Here is a 25,900-nt window from a genome sequence, read left to right on the forward strand (position 1 = left end):
TTGCCAACAATTGGCCGATCACTTGCCGCCCATCAGGGCCGAGGTCATGCTGAAGATGGGCAGGTACATGGCGATCACCATGCCGCCGATGCCCAGGCCCAGCACCACCATGATGATGGGCTCCATGGCGGCGGTCAGCCCCTCCACCGCCCCGTCCACCTCCTCGTCGTAGAAGTCGGCGATCTTGTTGAGCATCTCGTCCAGGCCGCCGGTGGCCTCGCCCACCGCGATCATCTGCACCACCATGGGCGGAAAGATCTTCATGGTCTTCAAGGGGGCCGAGATGGTCTCGCCGCCGCCGATGGATTTGCGGGCCGACATGATGGCGTCCTGCACCACCCGGTTGCCGGCGGTCTTGGCGGTGATCTCCAGGGCGTCCAGGATGGCCACGCCGCTGGACAGCAGGGTCCCCAGGGTCCGGGCGAACCGGGCCACGGCCGATTTCTGCTGCAGGTTGCCCAGGATGGGGATCTTAAGCATCAGGGTGTCCAGATACAGCTGGCCCTTGTCGGTCTTGTACCAGCGCTGCAGGGAGATGATTATGGCGGTCACCACGATGATGATGGGGATGATGAACTTCTGCAGGAACTTGGAAAGGCCCACCACGAACAGGGTGGGGGCCGGCAGCTTGGCCCCCATCCCGGCGAACATCTTCTCGAAGATGGGGATCACGAAGATCAGCAGCACCGCCGCGGCCCCCACCGCCACCGAGGTCAGGATCACCGGCATGATCATGGCCCTTTTGACCTTGGACACCAGGGCCTCGGCCTTCTCCAGGTAGATGGCCAGGCGCATCAGGATGTTGTCCAGGATACCGCCGGCCTCGCCGGCCGCCGCCATGTTGATATACAGCTCGCTGAACACGTTCTTCTGCCGGTTCAGGGCCTCGGCCAGGGTGGAGCCGCCCTCCACATCGGTCTTGATGGTCTCCAGCACCTTCTTGAAGGTGGGGTTCTCCTGCTGCTGGGCCTGGATCTCCAGGCAGGACACCAAAGGCAGGCCGGCGTTGATCATGGTGGCGAACTGCCGGGTGAAGATCGACAGGTCCTTGTTGCTGACCTTGGGCTGCATGAAACTGAGCTTGAGCTCCTTGGGCTTGATCCGCACCGAGGACACGATTATATTTTTCTTGCGCAGCGCCTCGATGACCGCGCCTTCGCTTTCGGCCGTCAGCTCTCCGGAGACCAAACCGGCTTTGGAATCGCGCCCCTTCCAGAGATATAGTGGCATCGTTATCGCTCCTTGTAAATATTTATTTTTCGCTAAGGAAATATATTGTCAATTTGATTACACCACCGCCTGGCGCTTCTTGATCATCTGGTCCAGCTCCTCGACGTTGGAGGTATAATCGAAGGCGGTGTCCAGGGTGATCTTCTTCTCCAGGAACAGGTTCATCAGCGACTGGTTCATGGTCTGCATGCCGTATTTCTGCCCGGCCTGCATCGAGGAATATATCTGGTGGACCTTGTCGTCCCGGATCAGGGCCTTGATGGCCGGGGTGCAGACCATCACCTCCAGGCACAGGGCCCGACCGCCCCGGGTCATGGGGATCAGCTGCTGGGTGATCACCCCCTCCAGCACGAAGGCCAGCTGGGCCCGCACCTGGGGCTGCTGGTAGGGGGGGAAAACGTCGACTATGCGGTGGATGGATTCGGCCGCCGAGTTGGTGTGCAGGGTGGCCAGTGTCAGGTGGCCGGTCTCGGAGATGTGCAGGGCCGATTCTATGGTCTCCAGGTCCCGCATCTCGCCCACCAGCACCACGTCGGGGTCCTGGCGCAGGGCGTATTTCAGGGCGTTCTTGAAGCTCTTGGTGTCCGATTCCAGTTCCCGCTGGTTGATGATGCATTTTTTATGATGATGGATGTACTCGATGGGATCCTCGACGGTGATGATGTGCCCCCGACGCTCGCTGTTGATCTTGTCGATCATGGTGGCCAGGGTGGTGGATTTGCCCGAGCCGGTGGGCCCGGTGACCAGCACCAGCCCCTTGGGTTTGTCGGCCAGGGCGGCGGCGATGGGCGGCAGGCCCAGGGCCTGGAAGGAGCGGATCTCCCAGGGGATCACCCGCATGGCCATGGCCACGCAGCCCCGCTGTAGGAAGATGTTGCCCCGGAAACGGGACAGCCCCTGGATGCCGATGGACAGGTCCAGCTCCCGCTCGGTCTCAAAGCGTTTCTTCTGGGTGTCCTTCAGGATGCTGTAGGCCAGCTGCTCTGTCATTTGCGGAGTGAGGGACTCGTGGGAGGTCTGCATCAGTTCGCCGTCCACCCGAATCACCGGCGGTACGCCCACCGTCAGGTGCAGATCGCTCCCCTTCTTCTGGATCATCTCCTCCAGGAGTTGGGTAAGAGTCAACATGCTTTTGCCCATCCTTATTTTATATTCATTTTACCGCGGGAACAGGGGAATATTCGGGATCAACCTTTCAGGTTTTGGTTTTTACGTTTTTATATTTGAGCTATCCCTCGGCGGTCTCGCGGAACATCTCCTCCACCGTGGTCAGGCCCTGTTTGACCTTGCCCCAGGCGTCCATCCGCAGGGTCAGCATGCCCTGCTCCACCGCCTTGGCCCTGATGGTGGTCACCGCCTCCCGGTTCAGTATCAGGTCCCTGATGTCGGGAGAGATGGGCATCACCTCGTAGAGCCCCACCCGGCCCTTGTAGCCGGTGTTGTTGCAGATGGGGCAGCCCCGGCCCTTGTAATAGGTGACCCCGGCCACCTCCTCAGCCTTGAACCCCATGTCGATCAGGGACTGGGGATTGACCTGAAACGGCTCCTTGCAAGCCTTGCAGATCCGACGCACCAGCCGCTGGGCCTGGATCAGCACGGTGGACGAGGCCACCAGGAACGGCTCGATCCCCATGTCGATCAGACGGCTGACCGACGACGGGGCGTCGTTGGTATGCAGGGTGGACAGCACCAGGTGTCCGGTCAGGGCGGCCTTGACCGCAATGGCGGCGGTGGGGCCGTCGCGGATCTCGCCCAGCATGATGATGTTGGGGGCCTGCCGCAGCATGGCCCGGAGAGCCACCTCAAAGGTAAAGCCTATGCCCAGCTCGGCCTGGACCTGGTTGACCCCTTTCAGGTTGTATTCGATGGGATCCTCCACCGTCAGGATGTGCCGGTCCGGGGTGTTCAGCTGGGACAGGGCGGAATACAGGGTGGTGGTCTTTCCCGATCCGGTGGGGCCGGTGATCAGGACTATGCCGTAGGGGGCATGGATGGCCTTCATGAAATTCTTCAGGGCCAGCTCGGTAAAACCGAAGTTGGCCAGGTCCAGGGTCAGCGATCCGGCGTCCAGGATACGCATCACCACCTTCTCCCCGAACAGTACCGGCAGAGTGGAGACCCGGAGGTCTATCTTCTTGTTGAGCACCTTGATGGCGATCCGGCCGTCCTGGGGCTTGCGGCGCTCGGTGACATCCAGCTTGGACATGATCTTGATGCGGGAGACCAGCGGGGCCTTCATCCGCATGGGGGGCTCCATCAGGGTCTGCAGCACGCCGTCCTGCCGCAGTCTTATCCGGAACACCTTCTCATAGGGCTCCACATGGATGTCCGAGGCCCCGCGACGGACCGCCTCGGTCATGATGTAATTCACCATCTTGACCACCGGAGTGGAGGAGCCGGCCTGCTGGGCATCGGCCAGGTCCTCGTCCTGCTCCAGGTCGTCCACCATCTCCATCTCGATGTCGCCCCCCAGCCCCTCCAGGGCCGACTCCTCATCCGGCAGGCTCTCGATGGCCTCGTCCTTGACCTGGCTCAGCTGGCCGCCGGAGGCGATCACCTGGACGTCCTTGCCCAGCGGATAGTGCTGTTCCAGCAGTTTCTTGACGGCCGAATAGCTGGCCACCACCGGCTTGACATCCAGCCCGGTGAGGAATTTGATATCCTCCAAAGCGAAGATGTCGGAGGGGTCGATCATGGCCAGGGTCAGGGCCCGGCCCAGGCGTTTTATCGGGATCACCATGAATTTGTTGGCGATGTCCGGCCGGATCAGCTTGATGACCGCCGGCTCCACCTGGAAATTGCTCAGGTCCATGGCCGGCACCGTGAACTGCCGGGACATGAACTGCATGGCCACGTTCTCGGTGACCATCCCCATCCGGACCATGGTGGCGGCCAGCGGCTCGTTGCTGTTCTTCTGCTCCAGGGAGGCCTGGTCGTACTGGGCCTTGGTCAGGAGCCCCATCTTCAAAAGCATGTCGGCTATGTTTTGCGCCATATATCAACAATCGATCTGTGATGTGTTTGATTATCTCAATTAATCGGCGGCGGCCACGGTCTCCTTGATGACCTCTTCGATGGTGGTTATCCCGCTGCGGACCTTGTGGATGCCGTCCATCCGCAGGGTGGACATCCCGTCCTTCACGGCCTGGGCCTCTATCTTGAAGGTGGGGGCCCGTTCCAGGATCAGGTCCCTGATGGCCGGGCTGATCGGCAGGATCTCGGCCAGGCCGATCCGGCCCTTGTATCCGGTATTGCGGCACTCCGAACAGCCCTTGCCCCGGAAGGCGGTGAATTTAGCTATATCCGCCTTGTCGCCCAAAAATTCGCGCAGCATCTTTTCCTCCGGCTGGTACTGCTCCTTGCAGTAGGAGCAGATCTTGCGGACCAGCCGCTGGGATTCCACCAGCAGCAGCGAAGAGGCGATCATGAACGGCTCCACCCCCATGTCCACCAGCCGGGTGATGGTCAGCGAGGCGCTGTTGGTGTGGACGGTGGACAGCACCAGATGCCCGGTGAGCGATGACCGGATGGCGATCTCGGCCGTCTGCCGGTCGCGGATCTCCCCCACCATGATGATGTTGGGGTCCTGTCTTAAAAAAGCCTTCAGGGCGGCGGTGAAGGTGGTGCCGCCCTCCTCGTGCACCGCCACCTGATTGACCCCCATCAGGCTGTACTCCACCGGCTCCTCGGCGGTCATGATATTGGTGTCCGGGTGGTTGATGGATTCCAGGCAGGCGTACATGGTGGTGGTCTTGCCGGAGCCGGTGGGCCCGGTGACCAGCACGATCCCGAAGGGCGTCTGGATGGCCTTCAACAGATATTTCAGCGGCTCCGGCTCGAACCCCAGGGTGGGCAGGTCGAAGGACACCGCGCTGCGGTCCAGGATGCGCAGGGCCACCTTCTCCCCGAAGGCGGTGGGGATGATGGACACCCGGATGTCTATCGGCTTGCCCTGGATGATCATCCGCAGGCGGCCGTCCTGGGGAAAGCGCTTTTCCTCGATCTTCAATTTGGCGATGATCTTTATCCGGGCCGCGATGGAGCTCTTCATCCTTAAGGGGGGAGACATCACCTCGTGCAGCACGCCGTAGACCGACATCCGGACCCGGATCTCCTTCTCATAGGGCTCGATGTGGATGTCGGTGGCATTGCGCTTGACCGCCTCGGCTATCAGGCCGTTGACCAGCTTGGCCGCCGGACTGCTCTCGATGGCCGCGGCCATCTCCGAGGCCGAATCTCCACCCGACTCCTGCTGTTCCTCCAGGACCTCCAGATCCCCGGCATCCACGTCGGCCTCGGCCTCATCCATGGCCTTCATCACGTCCTCCAGCATCCCGGCCGAGCCGTATTGCTTGTCGATGGCCGACCAGATGGCGGCCTCGGAGGCTATCACCGGGCGGACCTCGAAACCGGTGGAGAATTTTATGTCCTCCATGGCCAGGACATCGTTGGGGTTGACCATGGCCACGGTCACGCTCCGCCCCAGGCGCGACAGGGGGATCAGTCCGTACTTCTGGGCTATATGGGGCGGTATCAGTTTGAGGATGGGCTCGTCAATCTTGTAATCGTTCAGGTTGACCGAGGGGACGTTGAACTGCTTGCTCAGGAAGGCCACCACCTCGTCCTCGGTGACAAATCCCATTTTCACCAGCAGGGAGCCCAGCCTCTGGCCCGAGGTCTGCTGTTCCTTGAGGGCCTGATCCAGCTGCTCCGCACTGATCATCCCGGCCTTGAGGAGCATGTCTCCGACTTTTAACGCCATGTCATGTCTTATTTAAAGTTTAGCTGTTGATATTTCAATCCGAGGCCGTCTCCACGATGGCCGCCTCCAAGGTGGTGATGCCCTTTCTGACCTTGTCCAGGGCATCCTCCCGCAGGGTCTTCATCCCCAATTTGACCGCCATCTCCCTGATCTCATCGGTGGAGGCCCGGGAGACTATCAGCCTTCTTATCTCGGGGCCGATGGTCATCACCTCAAACACCCCCACCCGGCCCTTGTATCCGGTGTTGTTGCACTCCAGGCAGCCCTTGCCCTTGAACAGCTCCACCCCCTGGAAGCTGGCGGGATCGATCCCCATCTTGACCATCTCCTCCGAAGATATCTTCTCCGGCTCCTTGCATTTTGAGCAGACGCGCCTGACCAGGCGCTGGGCCTCGATCAGGTTCACCGTGGCGGCTATCAGGAAGGGCGGGATCTCCATATCCAGCAGGCGGTTCAGCGAGCTGGGGGCGTCATTGGTATGCAGGGTGGACAGCACCAGATGTCCGGTCATGGCCGCGGTCATGGCGATCTCGCCGGTCTCCCGGTCCCGGATCTCCCCCACCAGCACGATGTTGGGGTCCTGCCGCAAAAAGGCCTTCAGGGCCTTGGCAAAGGTATAGCCGATCTCCGGGCGGACGTTGACCTGGTTGATCCCCACAATGTCGTATTCCACCGGATCCTCGGCGGTGACGATGTTGACCCCGGGTTTGTTCAGGCGGGAGATGCCGGAATAGAGGGTGCGGGTCTTGCCCGAACCGGTGGGACCGGTGACCAGTATCATGCCGGTGGGCCGGGTCAGGGCTTTCAGAATATCATCCAGGGCCTTGCCCTCGATGCCCAGCTGGGTCAGGTCGCCGCCCAGGCTGGTCTGCTCCAGCACCCGGATGACGATCTTCTCGCCGTATTTGATGGGCATGGTGGACACCCGCAGATCCACGGTCCGGTCGATAAGTTTGATGGAGAACCTTCCATCCTGCGGCAGGCGCCGTTCGGTGAGGTTCAATTTGGAAAGCACCTTGATGCGCGAGGCCAGGGCCGCCGAGATCCGGCGGGGCGGCGACATGGTCTCCTGGAGGACCCCGTCTATCCGGTAGCGCACCCTCAGGATCTTTTCGTAGGGCTCTATGTGGATGTCCGACGCCCCGCGCTTGATGGCGTCGATGACGATGCTGTTGACCAGTTTCACCACCGGGGTGGATTCGATCTCGGCCTGGCTGGCCACCTCATCCATGTCCTTCTCCACCAGCTCCATGTCCTCGGCGGCGATCTCCTGCTCCACCGACTTCAGGGCCTCGGCCCGGGTGGTGCTGCCGTAATACTTGTCCAAAGCCTTCTCCAGCGAGGTCTCGGCGCAAACCACCGGCTTGACCTCCATCCCGGTGAGGAAGGCGATATTCTCCATGGTGAACACGTCGGCGGCGTTGGACATGGCCAGGAACAGGGTCCGCCCGGTCCGCTTGATAGGCATCACCTGGAATTTCTGGGCTATTTCCGGGGGGATAAGTTTCAGCACCTGGGGATCCAGTTCGGCGGTGGAAAGATTGACCGTGGGAAGGTTGAGCTGCTTGCCCAGGAACTGGGTGATGGAATCTTCGGTCATAAATCCCAGCTTGATAAGGCTGGAGCCCAGCTTGGCTCCGGAGCTTTTTTGCTCGGCCAGGGCCTTGTCCAGCTGATCTTTGCTGATCAGGCCGGACTGCACCAGCATGTCGCCTAATTTCAATCCCATAGCATCTCCCTCAATTTGAAACAATATAGCATATGCAAGTTGCAAATGTCAAGCAATTTGTCTTTTAACTTGATGGCCCTTAATGGTCTACAAACACATGCTCCCTGAGCCGGTTGAATTTTTTATGGCCGATGCCCTTGACCTTCATCAGGTCCTCGATTTTTTGGAAATCGCCGGATTCCTTCCTGAAGTCAATTATTCTTTTGGCCATGGCCGGACCGATGGCCGGAAGCTTCTCCAGGTCCCGCGGCCCGGCCCGGTTGAGGTCTATCTTTCCGGCCGGGAGCTTTTTGACCGGCCATCGATTTTTTGCCGCAGCTTCCGGGGCGGCCGGAAATGATCCCGGCTGTTCGATGGCCCGGGGCAGGTCCGGCCCGCCGTATTTAAGCTCCGGGGCGGCGCCGGGATGGCTTTTCTTGTAGAGCAGCACGGCATTGCCCAGGGCCAGGGCCGCCATAAAAAAGATTATCACCTTTTTTTCATCCGGCGTCAACCCGAACATATTTTCCACCAATCAAGCGTTAAAACTTGATCTCCACCGAGGCATTGAAGGCCGTCCGGTTGCGGTTGTTGTTCTTGGCTATCTTGTCGCTGGTGAAGCTGTAATCGACCGAGGCCGACCCGGTGATGCTCCGGGTGAAATTATAGCTGGCGCTGGGCGACATGGCAAATTCGTGGACCAGCGAGGTGTATCCCAGTTCGGTTATCTTTTCATAGCTGGTCTCGGCCAGCAGCTGTTTCAGGGCGGCCAACTCCCCTTCCGGAATGGCATTCCTGGCGCCGATGATGGAGTAGCTGAATTGTGATTGCAGGCCGAGCTCGCTGTTGAATTTTATCCGTTTTTTTCCCAGCTTCCACAGGTTGAGCTTGAAACCCTTGGGGGCGCTGAAGGAATAGGAAACGGAACTGCTGGTCTTAAAGGTCTGGTTGTAGGTGTCCCGCCCCTGCCCGATGATGTCGTCGTTCTTCTGGCTGCTGTAATCAAAGGCCAGGCTGGTGCTGATGTTCTTCTTCCATCTCCCGGACATGGAAAGTATCGGGCTGAAATTGTTCTTGGTGGAGATCCTGACCAGGGCCTTCTGGTTCTCCCAGGTCTTGTCGATGGTCCGGCTGTAAGAGGAGGTCAGGCTGGCGCTGTTCAGGGCCTTTTTCCACAGGCCCCATCTCTCCAGGCCGGCCAGGGTGGCCCTCAGCTCAGGCCAGGTGACGCTGCGGCTGGAGTTCTGGGCATCGCCCACAATGATGGTGTCGTCGCTGCGGCGGAAGGAAAGGTTCAGCGACAGCCTCATCAGCTCCAGGCTGGTGCCCAGGGAATATGAGTTGCGGATGGTATTGCGGTCGGCGCCGGTCTGGAAATACCGGGGGATATCCGCCACCTGCTGCTTAAGGCCGAACTGGTACAACAGATCGGGGCGCCTCATCAGCAGGTTCGATGCCTGGCTGGAGTTATCGCGGCTGAAGGAGGCCTGGACCCCCCCCAGCTTGTTGAACAGATAATCGATCTTTTTTACCAGCCAGCGGGGGCTTCCCACCTCGGCCGAATCGTCCTGGGCCTTGTTGCGCCAGCCGGTCACCTTGGCCAGCCATTTGCCCACCTCCAGGCTGCTGTTCAGGGACAGGCTGTTGGAATTGCTGACGTTCAGCAGGTGAAAGGTGTCCACCATGCTGGGCCGGGGGGCCAGGCTGTGGCCCTCGCTGTATTGGGTGGAGAAGGCCAGGCTGGGCTTGATGACCTTCAGCCAGCCCAGGGTGGTGCTGTAGTTCACCCTCTGGGAACGGGAGGTCTCGGACCCCAGGCCGAGCTTTCCGGCCCATTCCCCCTGAAAGAACCGGTCCTTCAGGTTCCGGGTGGTGTTGAAGGAGTAGCTCAATGAGTTCATCAGCTGCCAGGAGAGCTGTCCCTGCCCGTTTCGGGTGTCCCCGCTGCCGTTGGTGTTCCTGACACCGGTGAGCTTGTCCCAATACCAGTGCTGCGTTTGGCTGCGGGACCATCCCAGACCGAAGGAGCTGGGCAGATAATAGAATTGCCATCCCGGCCAGGTCTTGAAGGATTTTTTCTCTCCCGGGCTCCAGCCATATCCCAGGCTCAGACCGGTGGAGGTGGTGCTGTCCGCCGTGGTCCGGCTGTCGGAGACGCTGCGGCTCCAATTGAACCGGGGCGAGATCCGGTCGATGGTAAGATTGGTCAGCCACCAGCGGGTCATGCTCTTGGAGAAGGAAACGTCAAACCCGGCATTCCGGGAGAAGGCCCTCTGGGCCCGGCTCTCCTCCTCGGTAAGCCTGATATCGTCGGCCCCGTATTCGCCATACTGCTGGGATTCATCGTATCGGAAGCCGATGGGAAGGGCCAGCCCCAGCCGTTCCAGATACAGTTTATGGGCGTTGAAGCTGCCGTTCAGGCTGTAGCTGATATCCTGGGATCCGCTCCCGGTGCCGTTGGTGTTGATCCCGTACCAGTGGCTTCCGGTCTTTTTGTATGCGGCGTTGAGCGATAACAGGTCGGCAAAGTTGATCGAGGCGCTGGAGACTATGGCGGTGCCCCGGTCCCGGCGGACATCGTCCAGCCGCAGTTCGTCGAACCACACCTCGTCGCTGAAGATCCTGGCGGTATCGTCGTTGAAAACGCACAGTTCGATGCGGGTCAGGCTGATCAGGCTGGGATTGCCCTTCAGGGAATAGCTGCCGCTGGTCCTGATCTTGTCGGCGGTATCGGCCGGGAACGGCAGTTTTTTCAGGTCGCTGAAGGATAGAATGTCCATGGTCATTTCCTGCCAGCCGGAGGACAGGGCCTGCCGGTATTGATAGTAGCTGTTGGGATCGTTGCCGATCAGCCGCAAAGCGAACGATTTCCTGACCTGGGTGCTGGCGTTGCTGTGGACCCAGATCTTCAGGGTCTTATATCCGGTGTAATTGTTCTCCCTGTCCCGCAGTATTTTCCCGGCTTTGACATAATGCCCGGAGCCCAGGCTGTCGATGTTGAAAACCAGGCTCTGCTCGAACTCCACCCTTCCCTGGTCGTCCTTCTGTTCGGTATTGGGAGGGCTGCTATAAAGAGAGTCATCCCGGTTGTTCTTCACCTCGATGGTGAATTTTTCGGAGGGGTCGACGGCGTCGAGGGTGTCGTCAGAGAACACCCCCTCCTCCTGCCAGCGGTTGCCGCTGACCTCTATCATGGCTATCTCGAAGGCGGTGCTGGCCGGGCAGCTGTCCACCCAGATCCGGGCATACTGGATGGAATTCCAACCCAGCTGGGGGCCCACCGGCTGGGCGGTGTCCAGCAGGGCTGACAGCTGGTGCCAGCCATACTGGTTGGCCTGGCTCTGGGAAAGGTCGAAGCGGAAGCTGTAATAATTATCGCCCAGTTGGGGTATATCCATGGAATCCAGGCCGTTCATCTTGAGATCCTCGGTATCGTAATACCCGTTGCGCTCGGTCCCGTTTATTTTGCTGTAATCCGGTTTGGTTATGTCAACCACATAATCATCGGCCCCGTCGTCGCCCGATGAGGCCGAATAAGTGCTGTCATTCCCCCTTGCCCGGTCCAGGCCGATGTCGTGGGCATCGGTATAGACCGGCTCCCGGTTGAGGTTCAAAGGCTCGCAGTCCACTTTATTGTTCTGGGGATGCAAGCCCTTCCTGGTCCACCAAACCTGATCCTCGCTGATGTTCCGGCCGATATCTATATGGACCACTCCCTTGCTGTTCAAGCCCCTTATCCAGAGGTTCAGCAGTTTGCTCTGGCTCAGGTCCAGCCCGGTCTTGCTCAACAACTGGGTGACCCCGGCCCAGGAGCTCAGGGTGTCCTGATGTCCGGCTTCATACTTCAGGAACAAGGTCCTGATGGTTTCGTTCCTCTGGGTCTCATCGGTGATGGCGGGGTTGATCTCCTTCATGGTGACCTGGGTGGTGGGGTTGTACCAGTAATATGTTTTGGCCAGCATGGTATCGGTCCTGCCCGGGGGGACGCTGGAGCGCACCCAGGCCGAACGGCTCAGGTTGAACTCGTCGGACACCTTGCTGCCGTCCATATCGTCAATGTACACCTGGCCCTTGGTGTTGGGGTTGGGGAAGTTGCCGGCGATCTCTCCGGTCAGCTTGAAGTTTGACGGGGCCTCGGTCTCCACCAGGGGCAGGGCATTGGTCCAGTTGGTGAGAAAATCGGGGGCGGCCTGGTAGCTTCCGTCCAGCCCGGCCACGATTATCCGGCGGGGCTCCTCGCCCAGCCGGGGCTTTTCGTCCGGGGTCTGCTCGCTGCGGTACAGCCAGGTGCCGCCCAGCTGCCCGTTATCCCCGAATTTATAGATGCCCCTCAGGCCGGCCAGGGTCTTGGACCCCAAAGCGAACGACGGCAGGTACTGGTAATCTATCTTAAGGTCGGCACTGCTGCCCTGGAGGATGGTCTTGATCCGGTCGTTGAAGGTGACGGTGCCCATTTCGTAGTCCACCGTGTATTCGCTGGAGGAGACCGGTGATCCGTTCAGGGTGACGCTGACCGTGCCCTCCAGCAGGCGCCCCGGGGCATTCAGGGAATACATGGCCACGGTGGACTTGTAGGTGATCACAAAGCGGTATTTGGCGGAATAATTGGTCAGATTCTTCACCCGGTAGATATCGGGACAGCTGTCCGGCAGGGCCGGGGACAGGAACGGCTGGTCCTGGGGGAAGAAGAAATAGCCCTCCTCCTGGTTGATATAATTATCGTACAGGGCCCCGGCGTTCTCCAGGCCCAGCAGCTCCAGAAATGTCTTCTGGCTGGCCGAATCATTGTCCACCCATTCGTTCTCTTTGCGGTATTGCAGTTTCATGCTCAGGGTGGAGAAATCGATGCCCCGTCCGTTCAGCGAATAATAATTTCTCTTTTCATAATTCCAGCAGTAGCCGTTTATGGAATCCGGGGGCTGGCAGTTGGCCGGCTTCACCAGCATCAGGGTGTCCGAATTGTCGAAATCGTGCTTGCTGGGATAATAGCCGCCGTTTTTGGTCTTGTAGGCCACCCCCAGCACCGATTGGTCATAGATGCTGTTGGTCAGGATTATCCGCCCGCTGACGGCATCGTCCAGGATGAAATCGGTGATCTCGGTCTTGATGTCCATTTTAACCGGGCCGTAAATGGTATCCCGGGCAATCCCCCTGAAATCCCGCCAGCTCCGATCTTTAAGATAATGGGTGGTGGCATTGGTGGTGACATAATCATTCTTGATATAAACCTTCACCGCCTCGATGGTATCACCCGCCAACCCGCCGGGAATGATCTCATATACCGTATACTGCATGAATTCATTGTCCAGATGAGATACGGGGATCGTTACGTTCGAGCCGGAGAAGGTGTTGGTCTGGCTCTGTCCCTCGTCCTTGCTGGCGATGGCCGTCAATTCGAACCCCCCCAGCCGGGCCACCCCCTTCAGCCCGAACAGGCCCTTGTGGACCGTGGTCAGCCCGCCCACCAGCGAGGAGCCGCTCAGGGAAAATTCGGTGTCGCCGGCCTCCAGGCTCTGCAGCACCTCGTCCTCCTTGCCCTCGTACCGCAGGCGGACCTTGCTGCGCTTGTCAATTTCGGCCTCGCTGTCGTAATCGATCAGAACATGGACCCGGTCCCCGATCACCCCCTCCAGGTTCACCCGCTGCTCCTGCTTGATGTTTATCTTGTTGTCATCGGTGGTGGCATTGGCGTCCAGGTCCCGGCCGATCTGGTTATAAGTGGTCCGGTCGTATCCGGCGGTTATCTTCTGGTTGCCGCTGACCTTTATCTGGGCCCCGGAGCCGAAGGCCCTGCCCAGCCCCGGGATGGGTATCTGGATATCGGGGATCAGCCCCTCCCCGGTCCTCTCCTGGGGCGGTTTTGACAGAAAGGCATAATTATTCTTTGACCAGACGCTGTCGGTTCCGGCCGTTCGCAGTTTTTCCCAGAAGGCGGGCAAGCTGTAATACCGGATGGCAAAGGGCTGCTGGGAAACAAGCTCCTGCTCCATCATCAGCCCCAGCCGGCAGTCTATGCTATAGCTGTTGGTCTGGGCGCTTTTGCGGAAGCTTTCGGCATTATAATCCGCCGTGATATCCTCCAGGGGTCCGAATTCCTGGGCCCCGGCCTTCCCGGCCACGGCCAACGCCAGGGCCCCCATTACGGCAGCTAAAGATAGCGGATATGTTTTGGATTTTCTATGGAGCATATGGCTAGTTTATCACAGCTTATGTTTCAACTTCAATAAAAATTCTTGCTTTTTACGCCAATACCGTATAACATTATATGTCTATGAAGATAATCGACCGGTATCTGATAAGGGGCCATGCCCTTCCGTTTTTTCTGGCCCTGACCGTGCTGACCTTCGTTCTGCTGATGGACCGGCTGTTCGAGCTGATAAATATGATCATCCAGAAAAAGGTGCCGATCCTGGTGGTCAGCAAGGTGTTCTTCCTGAGCCTCCCCTACATGCTGACCATGACCATCCCCATGGCGGTGCTGGTGGCGGTGATCATGAATTACGGACGCTTGGCCCAGGACAACGAGCTGACGGCCATCAGGTCCAGCGGGACCCCCTTTATCAGGCTTGTCATCGCCCCCTTCCTGGCCGGGATCATCCTGACCGCCGGGCTGTATTTTTTCAACGACCGCCTGATGCCCGAGACCAACCACATGGTCAAGAACCTGCTGATGGACATCTCCGAGACCAAGCCCACCCTGCAGCTCAAGGAGAACATCTTCATCACCGACTTCCCCGATTATAATATCCTGATCCGGCGGATCGACCCTAAAACCTCGGATCTGGGCAACATCACCATCTACGAGCAGAAGGGGAATTCCCAGCCCCGGACCATCCTGGCATCCCGGGGGCGGCTGATGGTGACCCCCCAGGCCGCCTCGCTGAGGCTGGAGCTGATGGACGGGGAGATCCACCAGCTGGACCCCGAGGACCAGACCCGTTACCACCGCATCAGTTTCAAAAAGCATATCCTGTATCTGCCGATGGACCCCCAGATCCAGCATCAGGTGCGGACCTACCGCAGCGACCGGGAGATGTCCTCGGGCATGATGCATCAGGTGATCGCCGATATCCGGAAGGAATTGAGGCCCCTGGAGGCCCAGCTGGCCGACAGCTCCGATCTTCCGCCCCCCCGTTTCAGCCAGCTGTCCTCCGAGGTCCACAACCGGGTGTCGGAGATCCGGCGCTACCAGGTGGAGATCCAGAAGAAGATGGCCATACCGGCGGCCTGCCTGGTGTTCATCCTGATCGGGGCCCCCCTGGGCATCATCACCCGCAAGGGAAACCTAGGGGTCAGCTTCGGGCTGTCGCTGGGATTCTTCGTCCTGTATTACATCGCCCTGATCGGCGGCGAGGAGCTGGCCGACCGGCAGATCCTTTCCCCGGTGCTGGCCATGTGGGCCGCCAACATGGTGCTGGGAGGCTGCGGCCTGGTCCTGCTGTTCTGGAAGAATTATGAATTCAGATTCAAAAAGAACCGATATGCCGATAAAAATACTGGATAGATACCTCACCCGGGAATTCCTGAAATCGCTGATCTTTTCGCAGACCGCCTTTGTGCTGATCTTCGTGCTGGTGGATATCTTCGAAAAGCTGGATATGTTCATCGACCACCGGGCGCCCTATCATCTGGTGGCCCTGTTCTACATCTATCAGATACCGTATATCATGATCCTGACCCTGCCGGTGGCCATGTTGCTGGCCAGCATGGCCACCATCAGCCAGATGGCGCGCCACCACGAGATCGTGGCCATGAAGGCCGCCGGGCTGAGCCTCTACCGGATATTCGCCCCCCTGTTCATATTGGGGCTGCTGATAAGCCTGGCGGTGATGGCGGTGGGCGAGACCATCGTGCCGGTCACCAACCAGAAAAAAGGCAACCTGGAGAGGGTCCGGATAAAGAAGCAGCTCTCCCAGGAACCCCAGACCAGGTTCAACCTGCTGTACGACGGCAGCCAGGGCCGCCAGTTCTTCATCAAAAGATACCAGGTGGAAAAAGCGGTGATGGATTCGGTCTCCATTTTCCAGGTCGACCGGCAGAACAGGATCTTGCAGCGGATAGACGCGGCCAAAGGCGTCTGGACCGGAAACGCCTGGCTGCTGCAAAAGGTCATCATCCGGAATTTCCGTCCCGACGGCACGGAGATCTCCGACAGCCTGCAGCAGTTGAAACTCACCGGCTATGAGGAGGCCCCGGCCTCCTTCTCCAAGCGCGAGCTGCTGCCCGACGAGATGGGTTTCCTCGAATTACGCCAGTTTATCGACCGCCTTAAAAGATCCGGCAACCCGGTCCAGCAATCGGTGGTGGACCTGTACCTCAAGCTGTCATTCCCCTTCGCCAATTTTATCATCCTGCTGTTCGGCCTTCCCCTGCTTTCCAACTCCCGCAAAGGCAGCACGGCCTCGGGCTTTGCCATATCGTTGCTGACCTGTTTTGTTTTTTGGGGATTGCTGCAGACCGGCCGGGCCCTGGGGCACAGCGCCACACTTTCGCCCATCCTGGCGGCCTGGCTGCCCAACATCATATTCGGAGCCATCGGAGCCGTCCTGCTCTACCGGGCTCCCAAATAAAAAGACCGATCCGGCCCGGCAATAACCACCGCCCCCGGACAGACATTGCCCTGGGGGTCCGGACTGAAAGGGTCTTCCGGTGGCTACCGCTGACGTTGATCGGTCGTTAAATATGCTCCGCTAATTTTTAGGTAATGCCTGACAGGCTCCGGCCTGTCAGGCATTATTTCTGATGACTGGTTATTTTAGGTTCCCATCTCCCAGGAGGCCAAGTATTTTTTCTGCTCGGCTGTCAGGGCATCCAGCTTGGTGCCCATGGCCTGCAGCTTGATCTGGGCGATCTTATTATCCAGCTCCACCGGCAGGGCGTAGACCTTTTTATCCATGCCCTTGCCCTTCTTGATAAGCATCTCGGCAGCCAGGGCCTGATTGGCAAAGCTCATGTCCATCACGCTGGCCGGGTGCCCCTCGGCCGCCGCCAGGTTTATCAGCCGGCCCTCTCCCAGGATGATGACCTTGCGGCCGTTCTTGAGGCTGTACTCCTCCACGAATTCCCGGGTGGTCCTGACCGACCGGGATATCTTTTTAAGGCCGTCGATGTCCAGCTCGACGTTGAAGTGGCCGGAATTGCAGATGATGGCTCCGTCCTTCATATCCTTGAAATGCTCCGGACGGACCACGTTGATATTGCCGGTGACGGTCACGAAGACATCGCCGATCTTGGCGGCCTGGGACATGGGCATCACCCGGAAGCCGTCCATCACGGCCTCCAGCCCCTTGACCGAATCTATCTCGGTGATGATGACGTTGGAGCCCATCCCCCTGGCCCTCATGGCCAGCCCCCGGCCGCACCAGCCGTAGCCGGCCACCACCACGGTGGAGCCGGCCAGCAGGATATTGGTAGCCCGGATGATGCCGTCCAGGGTGCTCTGCCCGGTGCCGTAGCGGTTGTCGAACATGTATTTGGTCTGGGAATCGTTGACCGCGATCACCGGAAAGGCCAGGGTCCCGGCCTTCTGCATGCTGCGCAGGCGGATGACGCCGGTGGTGGTCTCCTCGGTGCTGCCGATGATGTTCTTGATAAGATCCTTACGGGTGGTATGCAGGGTGGAGACCAGGTCGGCCCCGTCGTCCATGGTGATATGGGGTCGCTGGTCCAGGGCCTGGTTGATGTGCTTGTAATAGAGCTTGTTGTCCTCGCCCTTGACCGAGAAGGTCTGGATGCCGTAATCCTTGACCAGCGAAGCGGCCACGTCATCCTGGGTGGACAGCGGATTGGAGGCGCACAGCCGGAGCTCGGCCCCGCCGGCCTTGAGGGTGCGCATCAGGTTGGCGGTCTCGGCGGTGACATGCAGGCAGGCCGAGATCTTGTATCCCTTGAGCGGCTTGTCCTTTTCAAACCGGGTCCGGATGGTCTGCAGCACCGGCATGTATTTGTCGGCCCACTCTATCCGGTTCTTGCCCTTGGTGGCCAGTTTGATGTCCTTGATATCGTAATTCATATATCTCTCCTAATTATTTCTTGGCTGCGGATTTAAGTTTGTCGGACAGGTCGGTCTTCTCCCAGGGGAAGCCCTCATCCTCCCGCCCGAAATGGCCGTAGGCGGCGGTCTTGCGGTAGATGGGCTGGCGCAGTTTGAGCATGTTGATGATCCCGTGGGGGGTCAGGTCGAAGTACTGCCTGATCAGCTTGGTCAGTTTGGCATCCTCCACCTTGCCGGTGCCATAGGTCTCCACCATGATGGACACCGGCTCGGCCACCCCGATGGCGTAGGCCAGCTGGATCTCACAGCGGGCGGCCAGGCCGGCGGCCACAATGTTCTTGGCGATGTACCTGGCGGCATAGGCCGCGCTGCGGTCCACCTTGGTGGGGTCCTTGCCGGAGAAGCAGCCGCCGCCGTGGCGTCCGATGCCGCCGTAGGTGTCGACGATGATCTTTCGCCCGGTCAGCCCGGTGTCGCCCTGGGGCCCGCCGATCACGAACCGGCCGGTGGGATTGACCATGATCTTGGTCCGGTCGTCCATCATCTTGCTGTCCACCACCCGGTTGATGACATGCTTGATGATGTCCCGCTTGACCTTGTCCTCGGAAACATTGGCGTCATGCTGGGTGGAGACCACGATGGTGTCCACCCTCTTGGGCACGCCGTTGACGTATTCGATGGTCACTTGGGACTTGCCGTCGGGGCGCAGGTAGTCCATGGCGCCCTTTTTGCGGACCTCGGACAGCCTCTTGCACAGCTTGTGGGCCAGGCTGATGGGCATCGGCATCAGCTCCGGGGTCTCGTTGCAGGCATAGCCGAACATCATCCCCTGGTCGCCGGCCCCGCCGGTATCCACCCCCATGGCGATGTCGCAGGACTGCTCCTGGATGGAGGTGATCACCGCGCAGGTCTCGTAATCGAACCCGCTCTTGGCGTCGGTATAGCCGATATCCTTGATGGTCTCCCGCACCAGCCGGGGAATGTCGATGTAACAATTGGTCGATATCTCGCCCGCCACCAGCACCATCCCGGTGGTCACCAGGGTCTCGCAGGCCACCCGGCCGTTTATATCCTGATCCAGGATGGCATCCAGTATCGCATCCGATACCTGGTCGCACATCTTGTCGGGATGCCCTTCGGTCACCGACTCGGAAGTCAAAAGGTGTCTCTCCGTCATTTTACGCTCCTTGAATTTTATGGTTTATATTTTTTTATGATAGATCCACTTCGGAGCCGTCCCCCACGCTCAGTTTCCGTTGTTTGCCCCTGACCACGGCGTTGTCCCCTATGATGGATTTTTGCAGCATGATCGAGTCCAGGCATACGTTCCGGCCGATGATGGTGTCGCTGATAAGGGCGTTCTTTATACGGCTCCCAGCGGCCACCGACACATAGGGCCCGATCACCGATTTTTCGATCCGGGCGGAGGGGTCTATGGACACCGGGTCGTTGATGACCACCCCCTTGATTTTAAGGGATTTTTGGGGATGCAGGTCAAGCAGCTGCCGGTTGGTGTCCAGCAGGGTCTCCGGCTTGCCGCAATCGTACCAACCGTCGACGGCGAAGGTCTCCATGGTCTGGCCCCGGTCGAGCAGCAGTTGCAGGGCATCGGTCAGCTGATATTCGCCCTTGGTCCTGATGTTCCTTTCCATCAGGGTGCTGATGGCGCTGTAAAGCTTCGGCATGTCTTTGATCAGATAGATGCCGACGATGGCCAGATTGCTTTTGGGATGCTCCGGTTTCTCCACCAGTTTGGTGATCTTGCCGTGCTGGTGCTCCACCACGCCGAAACGCCGGGGATCGCTGACCTCCTTGACCCCTATCTGGCTGTTCTTCTTGGATAACAGCTTCTTAAAATCAGTACTGAAAACGGTATCGCCCAGGATTATCAGGGCGTCGTCCTTCTTAACCGCCTCCCGGGAGAGGTATATGGCGTCGGCCAGGCCCTTGGCCTCCGGCTGAACGATGTACTCTACCTTGAATTTATAATGGCCGTCCACATATTCTTTGATCCGGTCGCCCATCTGGCCCACCACCATCACGATCTGGTCTATCGGCAGGCCGACCAATTGATCCAGGATATGGCCGATCATCGGCTTGCCAGCCACCGAGATCAGGACCTTGGGGATGGTATGGGTGTGAGGCCGCAAGCGGGTCCCGGCCCCGGCCACCGGAATTATCACCTTCATCTTCTTTCCTTGAGCACCGATTTCAAACGGTCGATCCTCTTGACCGGCATGGGATCCACCTCATTTAAAAGCGCCAGATAATAGCTGATGAAATCAGCCAGATACAACAGGGAGAACATCCGGGCCAGCGGTGATCTGCCCTGGCTTTGAATTTTTATGATCCCGGCCGACTCAGTGGTAATTATATCCTGTAGCACATCAAAACGCAAGCGGTTCCTGGGATGATCGCCGGAATCCTGCAGGAGCAATATCTTGGCCTTCGACCCGACCTCCGGCAGCTTCTCCCACCCCACGATCTCGTTATGGCACAGCTCCGGCATGGCCGCCCAATAGGAAAGTATCTTGGCGTTCTCGTTCAGCTGGTTGGCCCAGCGCCGGGCCACCGGAGCCATCAGGTCGGAGGAGGCGTAAATCACCGGCAGGCAGCCGTAAATATCCCCGGCGATCTGTTTGGCCTTATTCTCCCGGCCTGGTTTGTCGGCCGAATAATCACCGGATAACTTTTTCAGGATATCCATCGTCTCATCCAGGGCTCCCGACTGATCGGATACCAGGCCGTTGGATATGAGCAATCCCAGCAGGCTGAAAAAAGAGTAGCCCAGGGCGCCCCGGGGAGGCAATCCGCCGGGAATGGTTATGAACGGGATACCCCCAGACAGGCACCTTGCCTTTAATGTTCCCCCGGAGGTTACGGCCGCCACGGCGGATCTTCTCTTCAGGGCCTCCTCGAAATCAGACAGGGTCTCTTCGGTCTCCCCGGAATAACTGCTGGCTACCACCAGATCGTCCGTCCCCACCCACCCCGGCAGGCCGTAGTTTCGCTGGACAAAGATCGCCAATGCCAGCGTCTCGGCCAGGCAGGAAGCCAGGACATCCCCGGCTATGGCCGAGCCGCCCATTCCGCAGATCACGATATTGCGGTAGCCGGCCCGGGGCAGTTTGACATCCGCTTTCCGGGCGATCTCTACGGCCTGGCGGCATTGACCGGGAAAATCTGCGATGATTTTTCCCATGCCGGAGGGGTCCAGCCTGGCCAGCAGCGGTTGGTCAATTTTATCCAGATCGGTCATTATATCTTTTCCACTAGAGTTTCGTTCTGCTTTTTATAATGCCTCTGGCAGGCGCTGCAGGTGCATTCGTCCGATTTTTTGAAATCCAGCCGCCCCCCGCATTCGCACATCCAGCCGATTATTTTGGCCGGCACCCCGGCCACGATGGCGTAATCGGGAACATCGAAACGGGCCACCGAGCCGGCCGCCACAAAGGCATGCTTTCCTATGGTGTAGCCGCAGACGATGGTGCAGTTGGCCCCCAGGCTGGCCCCGGTCTTGACCAGGGTGGGGATCCATTTGCCGCCCTTGGGAAAGGCCGCCCGGGGGTTCATGTCATTGGTGAAGACCATGGAGGGCCCGCAGAAGACGTTGTCCTCCAGGGTCACCAGGTCGTAGATCGAGACGTTGTTCTGGATCTTGCAGTTATGGCCGATCTCCACCCGGCTGCCCACGTAGACGTTCTGGCCCAGCGAGCAGTTCTGCCCGATCCTGGCCCCCTTCGACACATGGCTGAAATGCCATATCTTGGTCCCGCTGCCGATCTCTGCCGGCTGGTCCACGTATGCGCTCTCGTGCACAAAATAGTCGCTCATTTAAGCACCTTTTATTTTATGTTATTGGAAATTATTTTTCTTACGGCGCAGATGACATCGTCCACATCGTCCGGCGTCAACCGGGTATACAACGGCAGGGTGACCTCTCGGGCCGACAGTTCCTCCGCCACCGGGAGATCGCCGGGCTTGAACCCCAGATGTTCGCGGTAGTAGGTGAACAGATGCACCGGCAGGTAATGCACGTTACTGCTGATGTTCTCCTGCAGCAGCAGTTCGATGAATCGGTCCCGGCCGATCTTCAATTTGGCAAAATCTATCAGCAGCGGGAAAAGATGCCAGCAGTGGCGGCCGTCGACGGGATCCCCGGGCAGGACAATATGGGGGATACCGGACAGCCCGTTACGGTACCGATCCACGATATTTTTCCGCTTGACCAGGTTGCCTTCCAATTTGCCCAACTGGTGAATACCCAGGCCAGCCTGGAGGTCCATCATGTTATATTTATAGCCCGGGGCGACGATATCGTACTGCCACTTACCCCCGGGGGCGAATCTTTTCCAGGCATCCTTGTTCATCCCGTGCAGGGCCATGGCCCGGAGCCGGTCGGCCATTCCGCCATCGTCGGTGGTCACCGCCCCGCCCTCCCCGGTGGTGAGATTCTTGACCGCATGGAAACTGAAGACCGTGAAGCGGCTGATGGAGCCTATCTTCCGGCCCCGGTATTCCGCACCGATGGCGTGGGCGGCATCCTCGATGACCGCCAGATCATGTTTTTGGGCGATGGCGCCGATGGCATCCATATCGCAGCTTCGGCCGGCAAAATGCACCGGGATCACCGCCCTGGTTCTGGGAGTTACGGCTTTCTCGATCATTGCCGGATCAATGTTGAAATCCTCCCGGCGGACATCCGCCAGAACAGGAAGCGCACCGGCATGCAGGATCACGTTGACGGTGGCGGCAAAGGTGTAAGGGGTGGTTATCACTTCATCGCCCGGGCCGATACCCAGGGTCTTCAGGCACAGGAACAGTCCGGCGGTGGCGGAGTTCAAAGCTATGACATTTTCGCACCCCAGGTACCCCCCCAGCGCCTGTTCGAACCTGGCGGTCTTGGGTCCGGTGGTTATCCACCCGGAGCGCAGGGAATCCACCACCTCATCTATCTCCTCCTGTCCGATATCGGGCGGGGAGAACGGCAGCATGGTTTCCCGCCGGGGCCGGTTAGAATATCTCTCTTCCTGCATTTTAGTCATCCCTGAAGTTGGGTAATATCTTCCTGATGGATCCCACCACCTTGTCAGGTTCGCCCGATACTGCGGCCCTCTGCAGGGCCGGCAAAATTTCCGACAGTTCCTTCAGCCTGGCATGTTTCCCCCTGACCATGAAGATCTGGGCATGCTTGGTGGCTCCCACCCCCTCCTCGGCCGTCAACAGCTCCTCGTAGAGCTTCTCCCCCGGCCGCAGACCGGTGAATTCGATCTTGATCTCCGAATCGGGTTCGAACCCCGAGAGCTTGATCATGTCCCGGGCCAGGTCCACTATCTTTACCGGCTGGCCCATGTCCAGCACGAACACCTCCCCGCCCTTCCCCATGGCCCCGGCCTGGATAACCAGCTGGACGGCTTCGGGGATGGTCATGAAATACCTTTCCATATCCGGATGGGTGACCGTGACCGGCCCTCCGGCGGCGATCTGTTTTTTGAACAGGGGGACCACGCTGCCGCGGCTGCCCAGAACGTTGCCGAAACGCACCGCCATGAATTTGGTGCGGTCCCGGCCCACCAGGGACATTATCACTTTTTCCGAGATGCGCTTGGTGGCCCCCATCACGCTGGAGGGATTGACCGCCTTGTCGGTGGAGATCAGGACGAACCTCTCGGCTTGGTGCTTCATCGCCGCCTCGGCCACCGCCTTGGTGCCGAAGATGTTGTTCTTGACCGCCTCGCCGGGATTATGTTCCATCATCGGGACATGCTTGTGGGCCGCAGCATGAAAAACCACCTGGGGCTTGTATTTGGCGAATATATGACCCACCCTTTTGACGTCAGCCACGTCGCAGATCAGGGTCTCGGTATGTTGCCCCGGGTGGCTGCGGGTAAGTTCGGCGGCGATCTCATAAAGGCTGTTCTCGCCCTTGCCCAGCAGGATCAGCGACCTGGGGTTTAAGAGAACGATCTGGCGGCAAAGCTCCGAGCCGATCGACCCCCCGGCCCCGGTGACCACCACGGTCCTGTCGGTCAGATAGCCGGCGATCTCGTCCAGCGCCACATTCACCGGGGGCCGCCGCAGCAGGTCCTCCAGCTCGATATCCCGGATCTGGTTGATGCTGACCCCGCCTTCGATTATCTCCCTTATCCCCGGGACGATCTTGAACTTCAGCCTGGCCGAATGGCACTGCTCGACCACCTCCCTGACCACCGAGCCCGGGGCCGAAGGAATGGCGATTATTATCTCCTGGACCTTGTTTTCCTCCGCCAGACGGTCGATGTCCGCCCGCCCCCCCAGGATGGGGATCCGGTGGATCTCCCGGCCGCTTTTCTTGGGGTCATCGTCGATGAAACCCACCGGCTGGTAGCCGTATTCCGGGTGAGCCATCATCTGGCGGACCACCATCTCTCCGGCGTCGCCGGCGCCGACTATCAGGATCCTTTTGCGCTCTATGTTTCTCGAATGGACATCCGATTGATATTGATTGAACATCCTCAATCCCAGGCGGAGCCCTCCGATCATGATGATGTCGCCCAGCCATTCAGCCACCATCACGCTCAGGGGATATCCGTCCAGCCATTCCAGGCCCATCACCACCCGGGCGAAATATACCCGGCGCACCAAAAATGAGGAAACGGCTATAAGCAAAGTGCCCAGGGTGATTGCCTTGAAAATATTGACCAGATCATTGACCCCGATATATCTCCAGACCCCCCGGTAGATCCCGGAGAAGAACAGCAGCAGGACCCTTAGGATGGTGATGAACAGGGCGATCCGGAAATACTCGGCCCGGTAATACTGGGGGATGGTCCAGTCGAACCTGAGGCCGAAAGCCAGCCATAACGACAGGTTCAGCAGCAGGACGTCCGCCAGAAGCATCCACAGGCGTTTTTTCTCTATATATCTCATTTCGATCCTTGGTGGTTCTGGCCGGGCCCGGGCTTGATCACCGCCAGGTGATGGGTGCACAGCGGCCCGATGCCGGACAGCATTTCGCACAGCGGCCAGCTGAATCCTGCCAGCCGGCGTGACAGGGGCGGGGCCAGGGTGGTGGTTTTCAAATCAAAACCACAGCCGGGAAATAAATTTTCGATCTCGCTTCTTTTTATTCCCTTGACGTCGGGATTGACTGGATTGTCGTACCTGAAATCGTACCACAGGATGATCCCCTCCCGGCGCACCACCCGGAGCATCTCGGCCGCGATGTTCCTTTTCATCTGAGACGACAGTATGGAGGTGAATACCGTGCTCTGCAGTACGATGTCGAACTCCTGGTCGGGAAAGGCCAGGGTTTCGCAGTTCCCCTGGGTGATGTTGATGTTGGGGTACAGGTCTCTGGCCCTGGCCACCCTTTCGGACAGAAGGTCCACCCCGTAAAGATTGGCCGGGACGGCCCCGTATCTCATCAGCTCCCTCAGCCAGAATCCCTCCCCGCAGCCCACCTCCAGTATTTTATAACCGCCGAAATTCCGTTTGCCGTTCTTCTCCAGAAGTTTCAGCAGGACCCTTTCCCGCTGTTGCAGCATGAACAGGTTGCCCCGGTTGAACAGGCTGTACCGGTCGCCGGTGGAGTTTTTCCGGGATTGGTATCTTTTTTTTATTTGAGCCGCCTCATCCATACCGGCCGTCCCTATCTTTTGCGGGCTGGATCAAAATGCCCCTTTGCCGCTTATCACCGTACTGATCGTCCTGGACAATATCCACAGGTCGAAGCAGAAGGTTCTTCTTCTGATGTAATAAACATCCAGCCGGATCTTCCGGTCCATATCCAGCTCATCCCGGCCCATCACCTGGGGAAACCCGGTCAGTCCCGGCTTGACTTCCAGCACCTTTTTCTGCCAGGCTGAGTAGGTCCTGACCAGGGGCGGTATCTCCGGGCGGGGGCCCACCACCGCCATGTCCCCCTTGATGATGTTGAACAATTGCGGTATCTCATCCAGGCTCCAGCGACGCAAAAATCTGCCCGCCCGGGTGACCCTGTGGTCCCCCTTCACCGCCAGCAACGGGCCCTTGTTTTCGGCATCGGGCACCATGGTGCGGAACTTGTAGATCTTGAAGGGCCTTCCGTTTCGCCCTATCCGGTCCTGCATGAAAAGGGCCGGCCCCCTGGAATCAAGGACGATCACCACCGCCAATAACACCATCACTGGCAATGAGATAACAATTGCCAGAGCCGATAATATTATATCACAGGGACGATTCATTG

Annotated in this window: 18 protein-coding genes; 2 read left to right on the plus strand and 16 right to left on the minus strand. The window is 59.0% G+C overall.

The window, feature by feature from the left end:
* Window positions 1-18 precede the first annotated feature (18 nt).
* From RDU76_09910 to RDU76_09940, 7 genes are all read right to left on the minus strand, one after another.
* The gene (locus tag RDU76_09910; protein ID MDQ7799237.1) at window positions 19-1,230 is read right to left on the minus strand and encodes a type II secretion system F family protein; all 1,212 of its coding nucleotides are present in this window, start codon (window positions 1,228-1,230) and stop codon (window positions 19-21) included.
* A 57-nt stretch (window positions 1,231-1,287) separates the two neighbouring features.
* A complete protein-coding gene (locus RDU76_09915) occupies window positions 1,288-2,358 on the minus strand; it encodes a type IV pilus twitching motility protein PilT (protein MDQ7799238.1) in 1,071 nt (356 codons plus the stop codon).
* Window positions 2,359-2,458: 100 nt separating this feature from the next.
* Window positions 2,459-4,225, minus strand: coding sequence for an ATPase, T2SS/T4P/T4SS family (locus RDU76_09920; protein ID MDQ7799239.1), 1,767 nt, complete (start codon window positions 4,223-4,225; stop codon window positions 2,459-2,461).
* Between the two features lie 39 nt (window positions 4,226-4,264).
* The gene (locus tag RDU76_09925) at window positions 4,265-5,992 is read right to left on the minus strand and encodes an ATPase, T2SS/T4P/T4SS family (protein ID MDQ7799240.1); all 1,728 of its coding nucleotides are present in this window, start codon (window positions 5,990-5,992) and stop codon (window positions 4,265-4,267) included.
* A 34-nt stretch (window positions 5,993-6,026) separates the two neighbouring features.
* Entirely contained in the window at window positions 6,027-7,721 is a 1,695-nt protein-coding gene (gene pilB, locus RDU76_09930) for a type IV-A pilus assembly ATPase PilB (GenBank protein MDQ7799241.1), read from the minus strand.
* A gap of 79 nt (window positions 7,722-7,800) precedes the next feature.
* Window positions 7,801-8,223, minus strand: coding sequence for a helix-hairpin-helix domain-containing protein (locus tag RDU76_09935; protein MDQ7799242.1), 423 nt, complete (start codon window positions 8,221-8,223; stop codon window positions 7,801-7,803).
* A 19-nt stretch (window positions 8,224-8,242) separates the two neighbouring features.
* Complete coding sequence (locus tag RDU76_09940) at window positions 8,243-13,888, minus strand: hypothetical protein (GenBank protein ID MDQ7799243.1); 5,646 nt, start codon at window positions 13,886-13,888, stop codon at window positions 8,243-8,245.
* Window positions 13,889-13,971: 83 nt separating this feature from the next.
* Between RDU76_09940 and RDU76_09945 the strand changes: the two genes are divergently transcribed.
* On the plus strand, window positions 13,972-15,204 hold the full coding sequence (locus RDU76_09945; protein MDQ7799244.1) for an LptF/LptG family permease: 1,233 nt from the start codon (window positions 13,972-13,974) through the stop codon (window positions 15,202-15,204).
* Window positions 15,182-16,270 (plus strand): LPS export ABC transporter permease LptG, encoded by a 1,089-nt coding sequence (gene lptG / locus RDU76_09950; GenBank protein MDQ7799245.1) that lies wholly within the window; start codon window positions 15,182-15,184, stop codon window positions 16,268-16,270. Before RDU76_09945 ends, lptG begins: the two co-directional genes overlap by 23 nt.
* 185 nt (window positions 16,271-16,455) lie before the next feature.
* On the opposite strand, the gene ahcY is transcribed toward lptG, so the two are convergent.
* Genes ahcY through RDU76_09995 form a run of 9 tightly spaced genes read right to left on the minus strand, consistent with a single transcriptional unit; the run spans window position 16,456 to window position 25,898 of the window.
* Window positions 16,456-17,712 (minus strand): adenosylhomocysteinase, encoded by a 1,257-nt coding sequence (gene ahcY / locus RDU76_09955; protein ID MDQ7799246.1) that lies wholly within the window; start codon window positions 17,710-17,712, stop codon window positions 16,456-16,458.
* A gap of 13 nt (window positions 17,713-17,725) precedes the next feature.
* Window positions 17,726-18,871, minus strand: a complete 1,146-nt coding sequence (metK, locus tag RDU76_09960; protein MDQ7799247.1) for a methionine adenosyltransferase — start codon at window positions 18,869-18,871, stop codon at window positions 17,726-17,728.
* Window positions 18,872-18,905: 34 nt separating this feature from the next.
* The gene (locus tag RDU76_09965; protein MDQ7799248.1) at window positions 18,906-19,883 is read right to left on the minus strand and encodes a sugar phosphate nucleotidyltransferase; all 978 of its coding nucleotides are present in this window, start codon (window positions 19,881-19,883) and stop codon (window positions 18,906-18,908) included.
* Window positions 19,880-20,953 carry a bifunctional phosphoglucose/phosphomannose isomerase gene (locus RDU76_09970; protein MDQ7799249.1) on the minus strand — a complete coding sequence of 358 codons (1,074 nt, stop codon included), beginning with the start codon at window positions 20,951-20,953 and terminating at the stop codon, window positions 19,880-19,882. Before RDU76_09970 ends, RDU76_09965 begins: the two co-directional genes overlap by 4 nt.
* Complete coding sequence (locus RDU76_09975) at window positions 20,953-21,528, minus strand: acyltransferase (GenBank protein ID MDQ7799250.1); 576 nt, start codon at window positions 21,526-21,528, stop codon at window positions 20,953-20,955. Before RDU76_09975 ends, RDU76_09970 begins: the two co-directional genes overlap by 1 nt.
* 11 nt (window positions 21,529-21,539) lie before the next feature.
* On the minus strand, window positions 21,540-22,730 hold the full coding sequence (locus RDU76_09980) for a DegT/DnrJ/EryC1/StrS aminotransferase family protein (protein MDQ7799251.1): 1,191 nt from the start codon (window positions 22,728-22,730) through the stop codon (window positions 21,540-21,542).
* Window position 22,731: 1 nt separating this feature from the next.
* Complete coding sequence (locus RDU76_09985) at window positions 22,732-24,603, minus strand: nucleoside-diphosphate sugar epimerase/dehydratase (GenBank protein MDQ7799252.1); 1,872 nt, start codon at window positions 24,601-24,603, stop codon at window positions 22,732-22,734.
* Window positions 24,600-25,313, minus strand: coding sequence for a class I SAM-dependent methyltransferase (locus tag RDU76_09990; protein ID MDQ7799253.1), 714 nt, complete (start codon window positions 25,311-25,313; stop codon window positions 24,600-24,602). The genes RDU76_09985 and RDU76_09990 overlap by 4 nt, the downstream gene beginning before the upstream one ends.
* A 30-nt stretch (window positions 25,314-25,343) precedes the next feature.
* Entirely contained in the window at window positions 25,344-25,898 is a 555-nt protein-coding gene (locus RDU76_09995; GenBank protein MDQ7799254.1) for a sugar transferase, read from the minus strand.
* Window positions 25,899-25,900 lie beyond the last annotated feature (2 nt).

Source organism: Candidatus Edwardsbacteria bacterium (assembly GCA_031082425.1).
Taxonomy (GTDB): Bacteria; Edwardsbacteria; AC1; order AC1; family EtOH8; genus UBA2226.